Annotated in this window: 11 protein-coding genes; 4 read left to right on the top strand and 7 right to left on the bottom strand. The window is 43.7% G+C overall.

The genetic code is table 11. The features are described 5' to 3' along the window. The first annotated feature begins 3 nt into the window (after positions 1-3). The 3 genes from OLM56_RS09235 to OLM56_RS09245 all read left to right on the top strand — a co-directional run bounded on the left by OLM56_RS09235 (position 4) and on the right by OLM56_RS09245 (position 2,134). On the top strand, positions 4-675 hold the full coding sequence (locus tag OLM56_RS09235) for a bifunctional 4-hydroxy-2-oxoglutarate aldolase/2-dehydro-3-deoxy-phosphogluconate aldolase (protein WP_264526745.1): 672 nt from the start codon (positions 4-6) through the stop codon (positions 673-675). A gap of 75 nt (positions 676-750) precedes the next feature. Then, a complete protein-coding gene (locus OLM56_RS09240; protein WP_264526746.1) occupies positions 751-927 on the top strand; it encodes a hypothetical protein in 177 nt (58 codons plus the stop codon). A gap of 163 nt (positions 928-1,090) precedes the next feature. Continuing rightward, positions 1,091-2,134 carry a T9SS type A sorting domain-containing protein gene (locus tag OLM56_RS09245; protein ID WP_121377373.1) on the top strand — a complete coding sequence of 348 codons (1,044 nt, stop codon included), beginning with the start codon at positions 1,091-1,093 and terminating at the stop codon, positions 2,132-2,134. Between the two features lie 68 nt (positions 2,135-2,202). Here the strand turns inward: OLM56_RS09245 and OLM56_RS09250 are convergent, their stop codons facing one another. The 7 genes from OLM56_RS09250 to OLM56_RS09280 form a co-directional block, all read right to left on the bottom strand. Then, positions 2,203-2,601, bottom strand: a complete 399-nt coding sequence (locus OLM56_RS09250) for a hypothetical protein (protein ID WP_121377372.1) — start codon at positions 2,599-2,601, stop codon at positions 2,203-2,205. Between the two features lie 158 nt (positions 2,602-2,759). After that, positions 2,760-2,984 (bottom strand): hypothetical protein, encoded by a 225-nt coding sequence (locus OLM56_RS09255; protein ID WP_182493935.1) that lies wholly within the window; start codon positions 2,982-2,984, stop codon positions 2,760-2,762. A 34-nt stretch (positions 2,985-3,018) separates the two neighbouring features. Further along, entirely contained in the window at positions 3,019-8,988 is a 5,970-nt protein-coding gene (locus tag OLM56_RS09260) for a T9SS type B sorting domain-containing protein (protein ID WP_264526747.1), read from the bottom strand. Positions 8,989-9,097: 109 nt separating this feature from the next. Continuing rightward, complete coding sequence (locus OLM56_RS09265) at positions 9,098-12,322, bottom strand: gliding motility-associated C-terminal domain-containing protein (protein ID WP_264526748.1); 3,225 nt, start codon at positions 12,320-12,322, stop codon at positions 9,098-9,100. 186 nt (positions 12,323-12,508) lie between these two features. Next, complete coding sequence (locus OLM56_RS09270; protein WP_264526749.1) at positions 12,509-16,288, bottom strand: T9SS type A sorting domain-containing protein; 3,780 nt, start codon at positions 16,286-16,288, stop codon at positions 12,509-12,511. Positions 16,289-16,487: 199 nt separating this feature from the next. Continuing rightward, on the bottom strand, positions 16,488-16,685 hold the full coding sequence (locus OLM56_RS09275; protein WP_264526750.1) for a hypothetical protein: 198 nt from the start codon (positions 16,683-16,685) through the stop codon (positions 16,488-16,490). Between the two features lie 11 nt (positions 16,686-16,696). Continuing rightward, entirely contained in the window at positions 16,697-19,447 is a 2,751-nt protein-coding gene (locus OLM56_RS09280; protein ID WP_264526751.1) for a T9SS type A sorting domain-containing protein, read from the bottom strand. 389 nt (positions 19,448-19,836) lie between these two features. Between OLM56_RS09280 and OLM56_RS09285 the strand changes: the two genes are divergently transcribed. Next, entirely contained in the window at positions 19,837-20,289 is a 453-nt protein-coding gene (locus OLM56_RS09285; protein ID WP_121377365.1) for a T9SS type A sorting domain-containing protein, read from the top strand. Position 20,290: the final 1 nt, after the last annotated feature.

The following is a 20,290-nucleotide window of genomic DNA, read 5'->3' on the forward strand; positions in this document are numbered from 1 at the left end:
ACCATGGCAAGATTTTCAAAACTGCAAGTGCTCAACACCATCAGCCAAAACGGCATCGTGCCCGTCTTTTACCACCAAGACGCAGCCACCTGCAAAAAAATCCTAAAAGCCGTATACGACGGCGGCGTCCGCATTTTCGAATTCACCAACAGAGGCGACGGAGCCCACAAAGTCTTCGAAGAATTGCTCGCCTATGCCCAAGCCAGCCTGCCCGAAATGATCCTCGGCATCGGCTCCGTAGTCGACGCCGGCACCACCTCGCTATACATGCAGCTCGGTGCCAATTTCGTAGTATCGCCAATCGTCAATGCAGAAATGGCAGCCACCTGCAACCGCAGAAAAATACCATGGATGCCCGGATGCGGGTCGCTCACCGAAATCAGCTATTCCGAAACCCTCGGCGCCGATATCGTAAAGATTTTTCCAGCACAGCAAGTAGGAGGTCCCGAATTCATAAAAGCCGTAAAAGCACCCTGCCCATGGTCAAGCATCATGCCCACAGGAGGCGTACAGCCCACGGCAGAAAACCTCAAGCAATGGTTGGATGCCGGAGCCCATTGCGTCGGACTCGGCTCGCAGCTCTTCGTAAAAAACAACGACGGCAGCTTCGATTACGATGCCATCCAAAAAGCCGCACAGCTATCCGTAGAAACCTTTAAGAACCATAAAAAATAAAAAAGAGGCTAACAGCCTTTAGAAGTTCTTTTCATAGTTTTAGAAACTCTTTTCACGCCTTTAGAAATTCATTTCATGCCTTTAGAAGTTCTTTTCAGGTCTTTAGAAACTCTTTTCACGCCTTTAGAAATTCATTTCACGCCTTTAGAAACTCTTTTCATGCCTTTAGAAGCTTCTTTCACGCCTTTAGAAACTAGTTTCACGTCTTTAGAAATTCATTTCATGCCTTTAGAAACTATTTTTACAGTTTAAGAAGTTCTTTTTATAGCTTTAGAAATTCATTTTATACTTTCAGAAGAAGCTTTTACAGTTTTAGAAACTGATTTTACACCTTTAGAGATGAAATAAGTAATAAAACATATTTTCCCCTAAAAAACAAAAAAACACAAAACCGAATACGTAATTTGCATCCAGTATGAAACTAATAAAATACACACTGCTGCTGCTAAGTCAGGTTTCCTTGGCACAAGTCACGCTGTCTGCAGACGGTCCCGGCAACACCTATGAGCTCATCAATAGCGTATTGGCACCCGGTTACGACGTAGTAGAAGCACCAGACTGTGCCCATTCCAGCTTTGGCAGGCACATAGAAGAAGTTTGGGACGCCCAGCTCAACAAATACGTCTTTAAGTTCCACATTCATGTCTCTCACGACAACGACCGTTGCATTAAGTTCGACAGGCAGCGCAACGAAATCAAGACCTACAACCAATCGCCAGACAACCTTATCGGTACTTTAGGTGAGACAGTCGTTTACAAATGGAAATTCAAGCTCGATGCCGCCTTTCAAGCCTCCAATAAATTCACGCACATCCACCAGATAAAAGCCTATGGCGGTCCACACGAAGACATTCCTGTCGTTTCACTCATTACCCGCGGCGGAAGCTCCCCAAAGCTCCAAGTCATGCATTCCGACAGCATTACCTCCGTACAGATGGCGTCTGCCAATCTCTCGCTGTTCAAAGGAGTGTGGGTAGAAGCCACAGAAACCATTACCTATGCCGAAAACGGCAAATACGCCATCACCCTAAAAAAAATAAGCGATAACTCCGTATTGCTCAACTATTCCAACAACAACATCAGGATGTGGAGAGACAATGCCAACGGTATCCGTCCCAAATGGGGCATCTACCGAAGCCTTCTCAGTCCCGAGCAATTACGAGATGAAGAAGTCCTCTTTGCCGATTTCTCTATCCAAGAACTCAGTACCGCCTTGTCCAGCAAGACAGCCGCAAAAGAAGACGCCCCTTTTCCCAATCCCGTAAAAGATACGCTCCACCTAAAAGAAGCCAAGTTCTGGAGCCACATTATCATTCTAGACGAACAAGGAAAAAAAGTCTACGAAAAGAAAAACACTACCACTGGAGAAATCGACGTATCCCAGCTCGCAAAAGGAACCTACATTCTAAGGCTTAAAGGAGAAAAAGAAAATACCTCGGCAAAATTTATAAAACAATAATACACCGCAACAAAAACAAAAAAGCTCCCTTTAGGAGCTTTTTTTATGATAAGAAATAATACCTACAACTATCGAGAAATAAAATCCTCCATGTCCGTAAACTGCGACTTAAAAGCCGTGACCCTATCCCTGATGACATCAGGATTGCAGTTCAGCTTGAAAGCATAAAAACTAATCTGTCCCTGATTAGGAAACTCTTTTTCCAATTCCGCTTCCACATTAAGGATATAATTTAAAGCCTGTTTTTTCACGAATCCCCAAAGCTCTTTGATCTTTGCTTTCGTAAATGATTCGTTATGGTTCGCGCCAAAAGCATCGCTGATGCACTTTTCCGCAATTTCTTTAAAAAAAGGTTCTTCAGGAAAGGGGTATTTGTAATAGCGCTCTGCATAAACCTTAAATTTACGCATGATTTTCTTTACCACCGAGACTTCATCGCTCAGGGTATTTGTTTTATTGTATTCCATAACGTTCACCCTCGTGGTAGAAGGGATTTTTTGTAATTTTAAGTAATAGATTAGGGCTATACAAACTTACTTTAAAATTTGCTCTTTTTCAAATTACCGAGCTAAAAATCGTTACAAAATAGCAGTATTTAGACTGATTTTGTACAAGTTGAGGAAACTTACTTCGAACTTTCAGAAGTTTTTTTAGATTCTGTAAGATTTTTCTTTTTATATTTTGTATCGAATAATTTCTTGATTTTATTGCTCACTAACGACGACTTCACGCTCACAACCCTTCCGTTATTAAAATGAAACTCATACTCGTCAATAAGCTTCTCGATTTTATACACGTGGTCTAAATTGTAAACTACATCCTCGTACCTTTTAGGTTTGATGAAATTCATGATTGTGGTATTTTGTTGAAATAATAAGCAAACACTATCGCTTCAAGGCAAAATGCGCCTTGAACTCCTTAGCTACACCATCTCTGCTTTTGTACAATAGCTTAAACCAATAATCCGTAGCAGGTAGCGCATGGCCGTTATACGTTCCGTCCCATCCCGCCGATGAAGGGAAAATCTGCTTGATGAGCTTTCCGTAGCGGTCAAAAATATAAATCATGGCCTCTGGCTGGTTGGCGAGACCATCAACATTCCAAGTATCATTATAACCATCTGCATTAGGCGTAAAATAATACGGATAATTCAAAGCATAGACCGTTAATGTGATTTCACCACATCCCTGCGTATCTTTTACCGTAATTTCATATTCCCCCTCATAGATATTCGTAAACTGATTGCTTTGCTGCGGAGTGCCGCCATTCAACTGGAATTCATACTGGCCAGAGCCTCCTGTAACATTTACCGTAATGATTTGGTTTTTGTCAAAATCCCTGCCTACGGTAGCAGTAGCTATCGCAAGAGAAGAAGTACCCACGGTAGCCGAAGCCGAAGCCGTACAGCCCGTATTTAAATTAGTAACAACCACCTGATAGTTTCCAGGCTCGGTAGCAATATGCGTATTGGTTGTCGTTGGCAATACCACATTATTTCGTGTCCACACAAACGTATGATTAGCATTAGGAATGTGGCTGTACAACGTTACCGTTGAAAGGACAGCCCCCGTTTGGTTATCCAAACAAATAAAATCATCCTTAAGTACCGGACTCGGTGGCAGATACACGATAATCGTTTTTCTGACGATAGAAGTACAATTGCCGTTACCTACAGAATAGGTTATTACCGCTGTTCCGGCATTCACTCCCGTAACATTTCCGGCAGCATCTACCGTAGCCGCATTCGTATTATTGCTTGACCAAGTGCCGCCCGGAGTCGTATGTGTCAGCTGTATCGTATTCGTAATACATACCGAAATTGGACCATTTATAGCTGGTAAAGCCACGCTATTGTTAATCGTAACATTCAATGTAGTACTCGTGGCACACTGTCCCGCATTCGGCGTAAATACGTAGCTTCCGCTAGCCGTATTGCTGATTGTGGCAGGACTCCAAGTACCGCTTATTCCGTTAGGAGAAGTCGCCTGAAGTGCCGGTACCGTTTCACCACTGCAAAAAGCCAATGCCGTTGCAAAATCAGGAACGATAGTAGGATTGATAGTCACATTCAATGTTGCGTTTGTAGCACACTGCCCTGTATTTGGAGTAAAGACATACGTTCCGTTAGCTGTATTGCTTATTGTGGCAGGAGTCCAAGTTCCTGTGATTCCGTTAGGCGAAGTCGTATTTAAGGCAGGTACTGTACCTCCGTTACAAAAAGTCATTACCGTTGCAAAATTAGGAACAACTCTACTGTTAATAGTTACCCTTAAAGTAATGCTTGTAGCACACTGTCCCGCATTTGGCGTAAAGACATAATTGCCGCTTGCCGTATTGCTTATCGTAGCAGGATTCCAAGTTCCCGTAATTCCGTTTGGCGAAGTTGCCAGAAGTGCTGGCACCGTTTCGCCATTACAGAAAGCAAGAGAAGTAGGGAAGTCAGGTACTGTATTTCCGTTAATGGTGACATTCAAAGTAGCATTTACAGCACACTGTCCTGCGTTTGGCGTGAAGACATAACTTCCGCTTACAGTATTGCTGATTGTAGCAGGGCTCCAAGTTCCCGTGATTCCGTTTGGAGAAGTTGTGCTCAATACAGGTGCTATCGCTCCAGAACATAAGTTTAAGGCCGTTGCAAAACTCGGCGTGATGCTGTTCGTTACAGTTACGTTTAAGGTCGTACTTGTAGCGCACTGTCCCGCATTTGGCGTAAAGACATAACTTCCGCTTGCGGTGTTGCTGATCACAGCAGGACTCCAAGTTCCTGTAATTCCGTTTGGAGAAGTTGCAACCAAAGCAGGTGCTGTACTTCCGTTACAAAGTGTCATTGTTGTAGCAAAGTCAGGTACAGTTTGGTTGTTTATAGTTACATTCAGCGTAATAGCTATAGCACATTGTCCGGTGCTTGGTGTAAAGACATAACTTCCGCTGGCCGTATTGCTGATTGTGGCAGGATTCCACGAACCCGTGATTCCGTTTGGAGAAGTCGTATTTAATATCGGAATTCCGTCTCCACTGCAAAAAGTCATTGCTGTAGCAAAATCGGGTACTATGTTGTTATTTATGGCCACATTTAGCGTCATAGCTGTAGCACATTGTCCTGCAGTTGGCGTAAATACGTAGCTTCCGCTAGCCGTGTTGCTTATCGAAGCAGGACTCCAAGTTCCCGTAATTCCGTTTGGAGAAGTGGCTTGAAGCGCTGGAACTGTTCCGCCATTACAGAAAGCCAATATTGTAGGGAAATCCGGAGTGATGTTATTGTTTATCGTGACGTTCAATGTCATTGCTGTAGCGCATTGTCCCGTATTCGGAGTAAATACATAGCTTCCGCTGGCTACGTTGCTGATCGTGGCAGGGCTCCAAGTTCCCGTAATTCCGTTTGGAGAAGTAGCTTGAAGTGTCGGTACCGTTGCTCCGTTACAGAAAGATAATGCTGTAGGGAAATCCGGCGTGATGTTATTGCTTATCGTCACGTTCAGCGTGATGGCTGTAGCACATTGTCCTGCAGTTGGCGTAAATACGTAGCTTCCGCTAGCCGTGTTGCTTATCGAAGCAGGACTCCAAGTTCCCGTAATTCCGTTTGGAGAAGTGGCTTGAAGCGCTGGGATTGTTCCACCATTACAGAAAGCCAATACTGTAGGGAAATCCGGAGTGATGTTATTGTTTATTGTCACGTTTAATGTCATTGCTGTAGCACATTGTCCCGTATTCGGCGTAAATACGTAGCTTCCGCTAGCCGTGTTGCTGATTGTGGCAGGGCTCCAAGTTCCCGTAATTCCGTTTGGAGAGGTAGCTTGGAGTGCTGGTACTGTTGCTCCATTGCAAAAAGCCAGCGTTGTAGGGAAGTCCGGCGTGATGTTATTGCTTATGGTCACGTTCAGCGTCATGGCTGTAGCACACTGTCCCGCATTCGGCGTAAATACGTAGCTTCCGCTGGCTGTGTTGCTTATCGTGGCTGGACTCCAAGTTCCCGTGATTCCGTTTGGAGAAGTCGCTTGGAGTGTTGGTACTGTTGCTCCGTTACAGAAAGCCAATGCTGTAGGGAAGTCCGGCGTGATGTTATTGCTTATCGTCACGTTTAACGTCATGGCTGTAGCACACTGTCCCGTATTAGGAGTAAAAACATAGCTTCCGCTAGCCGTGTTGCTGATCGTGGCAGGACTCCAAGTTCCCGTGATTCCGTTTGGAGAAGTAGCCTGAAGCGTCGGTACGGTGGCACCATTACAGAAAGCCAAAGTTGTAGGGAAATCTGGGGTGATATTATTATTTATCGTTACGTTCAGCGTCATGGCTATAGCACACTGCCCCGTATTCGGCGTAAATACATAGCTTCCGCTGGCTGTGTTACTGATCGTGGCAGGACTCCATGTTCCCGTGATTCCGTTTGGAGAAGTGGCTTGGAGTGTCGGTACCGTTGCTCCGTTGCAGAAAGCCAATACTGTAGGGAAATCTGGCGTGATGTTATTGGTAATCGTGACGTTCAATGTCATTAGCGTGGCGCATTGTCCTGTATTCGGCGTAAATACATAGCTTCCGCTAGCCGTGTTGCTGATCGCGGCAGGACTCCAAGTTCCCGTAATTCCGTTTGGAGAAGTGGCTTGGAGTGTCGGTACAGTTGCTCCGTTACAGAAAGCCAATGTTGTAGGGAAATCGGGTGCAATAGGGCTATTAACCGTTACATTCAGCGTCATATTTGTAGCACATTGTCCAGCGTTTGGCGTAAAGACATAGCTTCCGCTAGCGGTATTATTTATAGCTGCTGGTGCCCATGTTCCTGTGATTCCATTAGGAGAAGTCGTGTTTAATGTAGGAACCGTACCTCCGTTGCATAACGCTAGTGTCGTTGGAAAATCAGGTAGGATATTGTTGTTTATCGTTACGTTCAGCGTCATAGGTGTGGCGCACTGTCCTGCATTTGGCGTGAATACATAGCTTCCGTTAGCCGTGTTACTTATCGTGGCTGGACTCCATGTTCCAGTGATTCCGTTTGGAGAAGTGGCTTGGAGTGCAGGCACTGTTTCTCCATTACAGAAAGTCAGCGTTGTCGCGAAATCGGGCACGATGCTGTTGCTTATTGTTACGTTTAATGTGACGCTTGGGGAACATAGTCCTGCAGTTGGCGTAAAGACGTAGCTTCCGCTGGCCGTGTTGCTTATCGTAGCAGGACTCCAGGTTCCTGTAACACCATTAGGAGAGGTAGTGCTTAAGGCAGGAACGGTTTCTCCATTACAGAAAGAAAGTGCTGTAGCAAAGTCAGGAACTGTGGATGGATTTACTTCTAATTGTGCCGCATGACTGATCAATGTATGTTGCGTAGAGGTAACTTGACAATAATATTGATTGTCGTCAAAAGTTAAAGGTGTCGGATTGATGGTAAGCGTGTTCGTAGTAGCTCCCGAATAAGGCGCTCCATTGGTAATATTGACCCAGTTTCCTGATGCGTCAAGCCTTTTCCATTGAAAAGTAAAGCCTGTACTGTTGGCAAGAGTAGCGGTATAAGTAACCGAATTGTTCTCGCAAATAATCCTGCTTGTCGGATTTGTCAATGTTGGCGGCGTAGGGTTGCTTACATTGTGGATTCCGATATTGGCGCAGCTTTCAGAAGTTTGAGTATTCCAATCGCTACCATTAAAAACAACTTTAGGAGCGACAGCATTTGGATTTCTAATAACGGAATAGCCCACATTATTTGGAGCATGTACGTTGTCGATAACCACACCGTTTTTAATCAATTCGAATTCGTCATTTGCATTAAATCCTGTTGGATAAGTCTGGTTGGAAGTAATGCTACACGGAATTACGCCTGTTCCAATTCCGATTAAGAAAATCCCTCCTGGAGGAATAGAACCACTAAGTACAATTGTATAAAAAGTCGCACCGCCAATATCGCCATACCTTCGTATGGTATACCCAGTTAGATTGACTGTGGATGCGGTTCCATTATATATTTCTATGACACCGCCATCTCCAGCTTGTGCATCATGCAGTTCGGAGATATAGATATCGCTTGAATAATTCCCAATACTGCTCGTTTCCAGCTTAGTAAAACCGGTCGATGAAAACCCTTCGCACCCGTTGGTCGTAATGCTGATGTTGCCTGTGGCGTTTCCTGCAGGAACATAGGCCTTGATGACCGTATTGGAAACAACAGTAAAACTAGTTGCGTCGATGCCGTTAAATTTTACTGCGGAAGTTCCTGTACCTGCTAAAAATCCGTTTCCGTTTATGGTAACTATGGTATTCTGCGGACCTGATGTAGGCGAAAAAGAAGTTATCGTAGGAGCGGCACAATTGGAAGTCACGCTTCCGTTTAAGGTAAAATCATCCAAACGGAACGTACCGTTTCCGGTAGCGCCGCTAAGCGAAATAACTACGGTCACAGTTCCTGTCAGTCCGGAAATTGTATTGGCAACATTGGTAGTTCCGAGTGCAGCACCTGTAGTTCCGATGGTACCGTTTCCAGCATTGATTCCATTGATGGTCATCGACCAGTTTTGCGGACCGAAATTACTTCTCACCCTCCAAAAATCAAAAGAAGTGATTTCTGCCTGAAAGTTGGCGGCCACATTAAACGTAAGCGTAATTGTTGCGGCAGTAGCGGTAGTAAGGCGGATTGCTTCTCCTGTAGCTCCAGTTGTACTTGTCCATGTATTTAAGCTGTTGCTCCACGAAGAACCCGATAAGCGCGTATTTAAAGTCGTTGGAGCTACCGTATAGGGATGTGCCGTGATAGCGGTCGTGCCAAAATTATGGTAATAGATTTGAGCCGAGGCTTTCGATCCGGCCATCAAAAAAAATAGAGTAAGGAACAAAAATGTATTTTTTTTGACAGAAGTACTAAGGTTTTTTGACATAGTTGTGGGAGATTAGCATTATTTCAAAACCTACGAAAAGTAATGTTTATTCTACTTTGAAGGGATTAGGTTTTCTTTATTAAATGTTTAATAAACAGTTACTTATGTTTTATCTATTGATGTAAACCCATCCGGTTAAGGTTTGTCCGTCGCTCTTGCTGATTACATAGTAATACGTAGCATCTGGCAATTCGTTTCCTTGGTCAGATTGTCCTTTCCATTGGTTGGTATAATTCTTATAGCCGTATACTTTTACGCCGTATCGGTTAAAAATGGTAAGTTCTTTTACTCCCAATCCGCTAAGGTCGAATTCGTCATTTCTAGAATCATTATTAGGGGATATGCCTTTCGGAATCGAACAGAAAGTGCCGTACACGATTCTTTCTTGTGTTAACGTGCAGCCTTGTGGTGTAGTGACACGTACGTAATAGGTTATCGGAAATTCTTCTTCAACTGGAGTAGCATTCAACAGATCGGTAATATTTAAATACGAATCGGTTCCTACTATACCGCCTTGGCTGTTAGTCCATTGATAATCCGCTTCGTTGCTATCGAATGAACCTTCAACAGGAACTACCGTGATGACATAATCTCCATCTTGGCATTCGTTATTGATTTCAAAATTTACATTGCCAACCGTTACGCTTAAAGTGATGCTCGGAGCACATTGCCCTGCGTTCGGTGTAAAGACATAGCTTCCGCTCGTTGTATTGCTAATCACGGCTGGATTCCAAGTACCTGTAACTCCATTTGGAGAAGTTGTATTCAGGGTCGGTGCCGCATCTCCATTGCACAAAGCCAATGTGGTTACAAAATCAGGAGTGATGCTATTTGTGATTGTTACATTCAATGTCATGCTTGTTGCGCATTGTCCTGCATTCGGCGTAAATACATAGCTTCCGCCAGCAGTAGTACTTATTACGACAGGATTCCATGTTCCTGTGATTCCGTTTGGAGATGTAGCATTCAAAATAGGCGCAGTACTGCCTGAACACAAAGAAAGTGTAGTCGGAAAGCTGGGCGTGATGCTGTTGCTTACCGTCACGTTAAGCGTCACGCTTGTTGCGCATTGTCCTGCATTTGGTGTAAAGACGTAGCTTCCGCTTGCGGTATTGCTTACTACGGCTGGATTCCAAGTTCCTGTGATTCCGTTCGGAGAAGTAGTATTCAATATCGGAGCGGTACTTCCCGTACAAACCGTCAAGCTTGTTGGGAAATTTGGCGTAATGCTGCTGGCTACGGTTACGATTAATGTTACGCTTGCGGCGCACTGCCCTGCATTCGGCGTAAATACATAGCTTCCGCTGGTCGTATTGTTAATTACGGCCGGATTCCACATTCCTGTTATTCCGTTCGGAGAAGTCGTATTTAAAGTCGGTGCTGTATTTCCCGTACATAAAGAAAGTGTAGTCGGAAAGCTGGGCGTGATGCTGTTGCTTACCGTCACGTTTAGCGTTACGCTTGTTGCGCATTGTCCTGCATTCGGCGTAAAGACATAATTTCCGTTAGCCGTATTGCTGATTACGGCCGGACTCCATGTTCCTGTAATTCCGTTTGGAGAAGTCGTATTTAATGTCGGAACAGTTCCTCCTGAGCATAGTGAAAGCGTAGTCGCAAAATTCGGAGTAATGCTGTTGCTTACCGTCACGTTTAGCGTTACGCTTGTTGCGCACTGTCCTGCATTTGGCGTAAAGACATAGCTTCCGTTAGCCGTATTGCTGATTATGGCTGGACTCCAAGTTCCTGTGATTCCGTTCGGGGAAGTCGTGTTTAATAAAGGTGCGGTGCTTCCGTTACATAAAGATAGGGTAGTCGGAAAGTTGGGCGTGATGCTGTTGCTTACCGTCACGTTTAATGTTATGCTTGTAGCGCACTGTCCTGCATTTGGTGTAAAGACATAGCTTCCGTTAGCGGTATTGCTGATTACGGTCGGATTCCATGTTCCTGTAATTCCGTTTGGAGACGTTGTGTTTAATAGTGGTGCCGTACTTCCTGAACATAAAGAAAGCGTTGTCGGAAAGTTGGGCGTGATGCTGTTAGATACCGTGACATTTAATGTTACGTTGGTAGCACATTGTCCCGGATTTGGCGTAAAGACATAGCTTCCATTGGCTGTATTGTTGATTACGGCTGGATTCCATGTTCCTGTAATTCCATTAGGGGAAGTTGTATTTAAAGTCGGTGCTGTATTTCCCGTACATAAAGAAAGTGTCGTAGGGAAGTTGGGCGTGATGCTGTTGGTTACCGTCACATTTAAAGTTACGCCAGCTGCGCACTGTCCGGTGTTTGGCGTAAAGACATAGCTTCCGTTGGCTGTATTGTTGATTACGGCCGGATTCCATGTTCCCGTGATTCCATTCGGAGAAGTAGTATTCAAGACAGGAGCCGTATTTCCCCTGCAAAGAGAAAGCGTGGTAGGAAAGTTCGGCGTGACACTGTTCGTCAATGTTAAGTTGATGGTATCGGTTATTTCTAATCCGCAACTGTTTATGGCTGTCAGAGTAATTGTGACAACGCTTCCAGCTTGTGAAGCGCTTGAAGTATATGTTGTAGACAGATTGTTTGGTGTCGAAAAAGTACCGCTTGGCGCAGACCATCTTACAGATTGGTATCCTTGTGCAATTCCATTTAATGAGATAGTAGTCCCCGCACAAGCAGTTAGGGTAGCAGGTCCAGCATTGACAGTAAAGGGCTGGACAGGAGCAGAACACCCATTGTTGATGTATGTAGGCGTTCCTGCCGGATTGTATTGCACGATAGCTCCGTCTGCTGCAACAGTGGCTCCATTGGTATCGATAAGCAGGGCACGGTCGTAAGAAACGGTATCAGAACAAGATCCAAACGAGATAGTCAAGGTTCGTATTCCAGTTCCTGAATTGGCAAAATGCCCAGAGGCTGTCGAGGGATTATTCTGAAAGATGATATAAATGTTGTCGGTCAAAGCCCCAAAAGAGTTGAGATCGGTATCGAAAGTGTGGCTTGTAACCAATATGACGTTCGCATTAGCAGGCAGTACGCCTCCAGTCGGTTCGATTAATTGGCCGCAACCTCCAGCATCTAGGATATCGGCATTAAGGGTTGCTACTTTTGAAGCTGTCGTTGCATTTCTAATAAGACCTTGCCAAGGATTGTTTGGCCAAGACACAGTTAGATTGCTAGTGTTTATGTCGGCGTTGCCTACTTTAAATCGTACCATTTCATTCAGTCCTTCCTGCACGCCGCAAGCATCTACCAAGATACTCTCGATTTGAAAACATTGGGAAAAGGCATCTTGATAAGATAAAAGGGCCAATGTAGCTATGGCAAGAAAGCGTTTGAACTTTTTTAATTTCATTGTAGTCAATTTAAAACCGGCGCAATGTAGGCTCGTTAGATTAATTAGAGCCTTTGTTAGATTTATCAAAATGTTATCTTACGTCGTGCTGTTGCCGGCCAATGTTAGGATTTTGTTACTTTTCTGTTATTCCGCACCAAAAGCCTGCTAGGTATTTTAGCAGGCTTTTGACGGAATTATGAGGTCTTATTTCTTGAGGACTCTAATGGTTTTTGATGCTTGTCCAGAGGATAATTTTACAAGATAAGCTCCAGCTTCAAGGCTTGACATATCAAGTTTGATGTTGCTGTCGTTTGCTTTCTTGTCGATTACTTTCTGTCCTAGCAAGTTGAAAACAGTAACAGATTCGATAGTCTTAGAATAAGAAATGTTCAGCACGTCAGTAGTAGGATTAGGATAGGCTTTTAGATTTTCCATGTTAAAACTTGGAGTACCTAAGACCTCTGAAACGGTAACTGCTAATGGACTGCTACTGCATTCGTTAAGGGTCTGCACCGCATAATAAGTCGTGCCATCTACAAGTAATTCGGTCGGGCTTAGAGGCGACGTTCCTGTTTCGGCAGCTTCGGCAGAAGAAAACCATTCTAAATTAGTTCCTGTTACTTCTAAAGCGGCTAAAGTTTCGCCTTCTGTGAATTCTTGGCTTGTTGCACCACTAGGAATAGCAGTAGTGTTTACAGTAACAGAAGTCACGGTTCTTGTGCTTTCGCATACGTCTACTGTCATAGTCGCATAATAGTTTCCTGTTGCCAAGGCTTCTGTCGGCAATAGTGGTGTTGTCGTATCTGCATCAGCATACCATTTGATACCAGCCGTATTTGGCAATAAGTCAGCTACGGTTGCTTCAGCTAGGCTGCAGAACGTCTGTGCTGTTGTAGTAGGAGCCGTGATGGTAGTCAGGGTAACAGAAGTCAGCACTCTTGTACTTTCGCACCCGTCTACTATCATAGTCGCATAATAATTTCCTGTTGCCAAAGCTTCCGTCGGCAATAATGGTGTTGTCGCATCTGCATCAGCATACCATTTGATGCCAGCCGTATTCGGCAATAAGTCGGCTACGGTTGCTTCGGCTAAGCTGCAGAACGTCTGTGCTGTTGTGGTAGGAGCCGTAACTGTAGTTAAGATAACAGAAGTCAGGGTTTTTGTACTTTCGCACCCGTCTACCGTTATAGTCGCATAATAATTTCCTGTTGCCAAAGCTTCTGTCAGCAATAATGGTGTTGTCGCATCTGCATCAGCATACCATTTGATGCCAGCTGTATTCGGCAATAAGTCGGCTACGGTTGCTTCGGCTAGGCTGCAGAATGTCTGTGCTGTTGTGGTAGGAGCCGTGATGGTAGTCAGGGTAACAGAAGTCAATGTTCTTGTACTTTCGCACCCGTCTACTGTCATAGTCGCATAATAGTTTCCTGTTGCTAAAGCTTCTGTCGGCAATAGTGGTGTTGTCGCATCTGCATCAGCATACCATTTGATGCCAGCCGTATTCGGTAATAAGTCGGCTACGGATGCTTCGGCTAGGCTGCAGAAAGTCTGTGCGGCTGTTGTAGGTGCTGGAGTTTGTGTGACTGTAATTGTTGCGATAGCTGAATTTACTTCTGGGCAAGGTATGTTAGATACTACGGCACGATAATAAGTCGTTTCTAAAAGATTCGTATATTCTAGGGTTGAAGAAGTATTGGCAATATCTGAAATCGTACCGCTAAAGTCAGCAGTAGTCGAAGACTGCCATTTGATAATGCTTCCTACATGATTCTCTAATGTAAGCGTTCCGTTATTTGTACCTGAACATGCTGTAGTGCTTCCAGTTAGGTTTCCTCCATTGCTCACGGCAACGATAGTAACAGTAGCGCTTCCGCTTAGGTCAGAAGCTTGAGCCGTACAGTTCGCATCTTCTACGGCAGTTATCGTATAGGTTTTCGTTTCTGGAATCGTAACGGTAAAAACATAAGGCGATGCTGTAATATTGGTTACAGGAAAAGTCGTAGTTCCATCCGTGTAAGTTATCGACCAAGGTGCTGTTCCTGTCAAGGCAATGCTCAAGTCGGAAGAAACCGAACCTAAGCAGATTGATTGGTCGCCGCTCAATACCGCAGTCGGTCTTGGATTAATCACCAACGATGTACTGATGCCTGTAAGCGTACTGTTGCAATTTGGAAGAACATCAGTGCGAGTAATAGAAGTAATTTCTAGTGTCTGGCCGTTATTTGCAGCTGTCAATGGCAAATCAAAACGGGCTTCTCCCGAAGCATCTGCAGTAATACCTGTTAGTGTTACGGCTGTTCCGCCAGCTATAGCATAAACAAGGTCAGAAGTACTGCTTGGTATCAAGCCGGTCAGGGTAATTGTGGTGCTTCCGCTTTCTCCGCATACAGAAGTAGCGCTTATGGCAGTAACTGTTGGCGTAGGATGTACTGTCAAGACAATAGAATTAGCTGTCGTCAATGTGTTAGGGCAGGAAGGAATGTCTGTTCTTTCGATGGTGCCAATAACCAAAGACTGGCCATTGTTGCTGGCAGTTGAGGTGATATTGAAACTAGCATTACCGCTAGAGTCTGCTATAATTCCGGTGCTGTTTTGAGCAGTACCACCATTAATAGCAAAGCTGATTGTTGAAGTTGAGCTTGGGATCAAGCCGGTCAGATTAATTGTAGCTGTTCCTCCATCGCAAACTACGGTTGATTGTGTAATTCCTGAAAGCGTTGCCGCTTCGGTAACTACAATATTATGTCCGTTATCATTATTACTGAAAGTCAGAGGGTCATCATTATAAACTCGGACTCTATAAAGAGAGCTAGGCGCAATATCAGCAGGAATGGTCACGCTGACAGGGCTAATTGACGATACACCGACTATATTGGTTGGTGTTGTTGGGAAAGTTCCATCAGGATTAGAAAGCTGTGCATAAAAATTAGTACTGTTGAAGCTTCCCGCTGGCGTAAAGTCTAAATCAAAAGTATTGGCAATTCCGTTGCAATAAGGTCCATAAGGCTCATCGTCTACGACAATATAACTTACTGCAGGAATACCGTTTCCAGTAACCGAAACGAATTTGTTTGTCGCTCCTGCAGAGGACAAAACGATATCTCCAGAAGCATTTCCAACCGCGGTAGGGCTAAAACGCACCCAGATTTGTTCATCGTTTAATGTTCCTGCATTCGGACTGATGTCCGTTCCAGGATACCAGTTGCTATTGTCTGTGCTGATTTCAAATCCTGCTGGAGCAGCGATGCTTACGTCTTCTGTCATGCCAACGGCGTCAAAAGTAAAACTAGTTGATGCCGAACTGCTGCCTACCATAACATCTCCAAAAGAAGCCAAGGAAGTTGTAGAAGGAGTGATCAATGGATTGACAGCTGCAACAACGCTTCCGTCAATTTTTAATGAATTTGTACCGCCAGTTAGGTAATAGTTACCTGTCGAGCCTTGCGGGATGATTCTGAATTTCACGACAACTCCAGGACCGATATTCTGCAAAGCGCTGATTCCTGCTAAGGATACAGAGTTAGCAGTACCGGTGGTTCCGCTTGTTGATGAAGTAGTCCAGCTGGCAACGCTGGCAAAAGGAGCGCCTCCTACAGAATAATAAACAATACAGCCTGTCGGACCAGAATTTGATCTTCGAGTTGCTGTCGAAATAGAGCTTAAGCTTACTTTATAGCCAGCTGTTGCTTGAAAAGTAAAATAGAAGCTGTTGGCATCGGATTGGCCAGTTGACCAGCCTCCAGAACCTCCCCAGCAATTTCCTGCCGGAGTTCCGCTTGTGGCAATGCTTGATCCTCTGATAAGTCCAGAGGTCTGTAGGTTAGTGTTTAACGTTGAAGGTATCCACGGACTGGTACCGAATCCGCCACCGGTGCTGTTAGCATTCCAGCCAATAATTTGGGCAAAATTAGCTGTAGGGGAAAGTAAAATAAGTGCAAAAAGAAAAAATGAACCGAAAAGTTTTTTGTGTAAAGTTGAATCCATAAGTCTGTAATTTTTGAGCGTATCTGAATTTTATTCGTTCATTTACAGATACATACAAAGATTAGGAATATATTTTCCTTGTAGTTTATGTAGATATTTTATTACTGTAAAATCAAAATTATGATTGTGTTACGTACATTAAATAAACAAAAAAACGGCTGTACATCGTACAGCCGTTCTCTATAGCAAATAAAGCGGTTTAGGCTTCTTTAGTCTTGCTTCTCATCAATTTATAGCCTAAGAATACTCCGGCCAAAAGCATCGGAACGATATAATCATTGATCGGTGCTGATGGGACATCTTGCGTATCATCGTCGAAATCTTCTTGCGCGCTGGCATTTTGAAAACCGGCTGTCAGCATAAGGATTAACAATAGTGTCTTGATTTTTATTTTCATCTTGATAGGATTTATTTTACTGCAATTTTTTGTTTTACCGACGTTTTGCCATTGGATATTTCTACAATGTAGATTCCTTTGCTTAATTGCAATGATGGGTTTACGGTTATGATACTTGAGCTTTCGCTGCTGGTTTTGTAGATTTCTTGTCCTACAAGGTTGTACAGCTTGATATCCACTTTCCCGCTTGTACTGCTTGGCAAAGCAATATTGAATTGGTTGTTGTGGATCGGATTTGGATAAATCTTTACAGAATTAGTATTCCATTCTTCATTTCCTAAAGCCGCAGCACGGAAAACAATACTGAAACGATCGATTCCATACGAAGCAGGATCAGAAGTAGTTGCGAAATTTACCAAACCAGTTCCTGATAAGCTGATTGCAGTTTCTGTAGTCAAATAATGATCAAGAAGATACGCTTCTACATTTTCACGGAAATTAGCCGTATTGATTTTAAAAGTATAGGATTTGCCTGCTGAAAACTGAAGTGTTTTTACGTGCAATTCATCTTCTGTTGTAACAGGAGCCAATGCTTCGATAGCTAAGATTTTATTGCTTCTTCCTAAACCTATATGCTCGCCTGAACCGTAAAGCTTTTCTACATCGCCAAGCCCGATTGCATTGTCGAAAGCAGTTCCAAAAACAGCAAGAGTTCCGTCAATTGGATAGCCAGCTGCTGCTTGGTTGGCATCGTATACTGAGATATTGAACACTGCTTTTTCTGCAGTATTGTTTCTGAAAACATCTGTAAACTGTGATGCTTTGTTGCTTTCCTCAAAAGTTAGAGTTCCAGCTGTACCCAAGACCGTGTTTTTTACGAAGAATGCCTGTCCTGGCTGAATGTATTGTCTTACTTCTGAACCCGCTAGGTTATTGCTTCCGATAGTCTGGCTATAGGCTACATAACGGCCTCTTTGCGCTTCTGTACCCATATTTGGATCCCAAGCATAATATACATCTTCGATTCCTGCTTTGGTTACCGAATGCCAGTCTACTGGGCTTACATACGGATTTCCAATTAAGCTGAATCCGTTGGTTGAAGTATTTTCTGTTGCATTGATCGCAGGAGTACTTGAGGCGTCAAAAACAACTTGCCCTGTTTTTAGTGTTCCTTTGGCGGTCAAGGTTACGGCTGCATTCATGTCGGCTGCAGAAGACTGGTTTAAGTCAACGTTTCTGTCTCCTCTGACCAGGATTCTATATCCGTTTCCGGCTGTTAGGGTAGTAGCATCGGTATTTGCAATAGCGTTCCATCCTGAACCCGAAGCGATGCTGTTGTTGTACACATACATCGATGGATTTCCTGTTAATGTCGTGTCAAATCCGTTTTCGCCTGCTGTAGAACCTGTAATATGTGTTCCAGCCTGCCAGTTGTTGCTTATGAAATTTGTAGTCGTAACGGCAGGAGTCAGGAAACGGAAAGCACGTTTTCCTTGCGGAATATAGCGCTCAACAGTTGCCTCTCCCGAAATAGAACCCGTAACAGCAGCAATTCTAGCAGAACCTGTTGCAGTTGATTTTAATACTAGGTTTCCGTTTGTCGTTAAAGTCCCGGCTGTTACGTCAAGGACTCCTGTTACATTCGTAATACTGTTTAAGGTAAGTCCAGCCGTATTGCTCAAAGTCAGCTTTGAGATTGTATTGTTTGTGAAGAAATTAGCAGGGATTGCCTGTGCGGTAGTTCCTGAAAAAGTAACATCGCCAGCAGAAGCATCGACAGTTCCGCCACTTTTTGCAAGTGTCTGTTTTACGTCTAATCCGCCTACGCCAATGATTACGGCTCCTGAAGTAACCGATACGCTTTTAGCTGTTATAGGTCCTTGTGGTGCGGCCGCATTTGTATCATAATTTCCACTGATGATAGCATCGAGCGTTGCTGTCGGATTTCCGTTGCTCCAAGCAGAACCATTCCATGTAGTAGAAGTAATGACTCCGGTTCCTGAAACTGCAATATTTTGTGTGGTAGCTCCAGAAGTAGCAATAGCAACATTCCCTGTCTTAAGTCCGGCTGTCTGTGGCGAAAAGCGGATGTATAGCGGTCGGCTGGTTACGGTACCTCCTGATTGTGCAAAGCTTACTGAATTGGACCAAGAAGAGTTGTTCGTGCTTACCTGAAAATTAGTTGATGGCGCGGTTGCTGTGATATTCCCAGAAAGATTAGTGCCCGCAATCGTCACAGAAGTACTGGTTGAAAAAGCACCTACACTGATGTTCCCGAATCCTGAGATAGAAGTAGGGTTAACAGTGAACTCAGCTGCTGCCGGCGCTGCCGTAACAATAACGTCGTCCATGTCGCAATTTCCGCTAGCTTTTGTATAGGTCCATCGGATATAACGTGTCGTAGAAAGTAGCGGTATGTCAAAATCAACGCATTGTGCATTGGTAATTGCTGTTGCGCCTGTCGCTGTTCCATACTTTCCAATTTCCGTATAGTCAGTTCCGTTTGCAGACTGTTCTACCAATAGATACGATTGCCCGCTCATGGATTGGTTCTTTAAAGTCATCGACAAGGTTCCAGGTGCTGCATTAAAAACAAGTAGCCTGCTGTCGCCGTTCGTGTCAAAACTTGTCGCGCTGTTATTCGTACAGGCGGAACTTGTAGTTCGTTGCGAACACCCTGAATTGGTCCAACCTGTCGGTTCAGTTCCCCATGATGTTCTGTTTACTGGCAATGTAGCCTGCCCCCAAGCAGTACTGAAAAATAACCCAAATACTACTAGTCCTAGTACGTTGGCGTAATTTGTTCGTAAGATTGTTTTCATTAATAAAAGTTAAAAGTTTGAGGTTCAAAGTTATAGGTTTGACCCCCAAGCCTCTTGAGGTTTAGATTACCATTTCGTTAAAGAACTTTTACTTTTATCGGCACTGTTTTAAGAAAGCATAACCTAAAAGTTATGAAGTTTATTTAATGTTTAAGTTTTATAAATGCATTTGAAAGCTTAAGCCCTGCCTTTTCAAGAGGAACAATGACATAAGACACATATTTGTATGAAATGTCTTAAAAAAAGCAAAGTTATTTTATGAGATTACGGATTTCCGTAAGGCTATTCCCGAATTCAATAGTAGTATTGTACCGAAATCTGTTCTGTATGTTTTTTTATGGCGTCCATAGCATTTTTACAATCAAAATTAACCCACAATCCCCTAAACTATGAGAAAAGTAATACCACTTATTTTTTTCCTGATGTGTTTGGCAGCAAATGGCCAGGTTCCTAAAATTCATTTTGAATATGATGTAGCCGGCAACCAAATAGTCAGGGAATTATGTCCCTTTTGTGCTTCAAGGACGAGCAGCCAGCCTCCAAAAGAAATTTCTGATTTAAAAGAAGAAGACTACCAAAAGTTTTTTCCCGAAGACGTGATTTCGTATTATCCGAATCCGGTACGAGAAGAATTGTACCTAAAATGGGAACTGGTCGATGAAGTCAAAGTCTCTTCTATAGAAGTGTATTCTATGAGTGGACAGTTGATCAAATCCTATAAAAATATGGAAAAGGAACAAACCTATGCGGTACCATTCCAAAACTGCCCTACAGGTGTTTATTCCGTAAATTTATTCTATAACAATGGCGATCGCAAATCGATAACAATAATCAAAAAATAAG

This window comes from Flavobacterium sp. N2550 (assembly GCF_025947265.1).
Classification (GTDB): Bacteria; Bacteroidota; Bacteroidia; order Flavobacteriales; family Flavobacteriaceae; genus Flavobacterium; species Flavobacterium endophyticum.

Bases quoted from the DNA above. Each gene is read 5' to 3' on its own strand.
- OLM56_RS09235 (WP_264526745.1), top strand. From the start codon at position 4: ATGGCAAGATTTTCAAAACTGCAAGTGCTCAACACCATCAGCCAAAAC.
- OLM56_RS09240 (WP_264526746.1), top strand. From the start codon at position 751: ATGCCTTTAGAAGTTCTTTTCAGGTCTTTAGAAACTCTTTTCACGCCT.
- OLM56_RS09245 (WP_121377373.1), top strand. From the start codon at position 1,091: ATGAAACTAATAAAATACACACTGCTGCTGCTAAGTCAGGTTTCCTTG.
- OLM56_RS09250 (WP_121377372.1), bottom strand. From the start codon at position 2,601: ATGGAATACAATAAAACAAATACCCTGAGCGATGAAGTCTCGGTGGTA.
- OLM56_RS09255 (WP_182493935.1), bottom strand. From the start codon at position 2,984: ATGAATTTCATCAAACCTAAAAGGTACGAGGATGTAGTTTACAATTTA.
- OLM56_RS09260 (WP_264526747.1), bottom strand. From the start codon at position 8,988: ATGTCAAAAAACCTTAGTACTTCTGTCAAAAAAAATACATTTTTGTTC.
- OLM56_RS09265 (WP_264526748.1), bottom strand. From the start codon at position 12,322: ATGAAATTAAAAAAGTTCAAACGCTTTCTTGCCATAGCTACATTGGCC.
- OLM56_RS09270 (WP_264526749.1), bottom strand. From the start codon at position 16,288: ATGGATTCAACTTTACACAAAAAACTTTTCGGTTCATTTTTTCTTTTT.
- OLM56_RS09275 (WP_264526750.1), bottom strand. From the start codon at position 16,685: ATGAAAATAAAAATCAAGACACTATTGTTAATCCTTATGCTGACAGCC.
- OLM56_RS09280 (WP_264526751.1), bottom strand. From the start codon at position 19,447: ATGAAAACAATCTTACGAACAAATTACGCCAACGTACTAGGACTAGTA.
- OLM56_RS09285 (WP_121377365.1), top strand. From the start codon at position 19,837: ATGAGAAAAGTAATACCACTTATTTTTTTCCTGATGTGTTTGGCAGCA.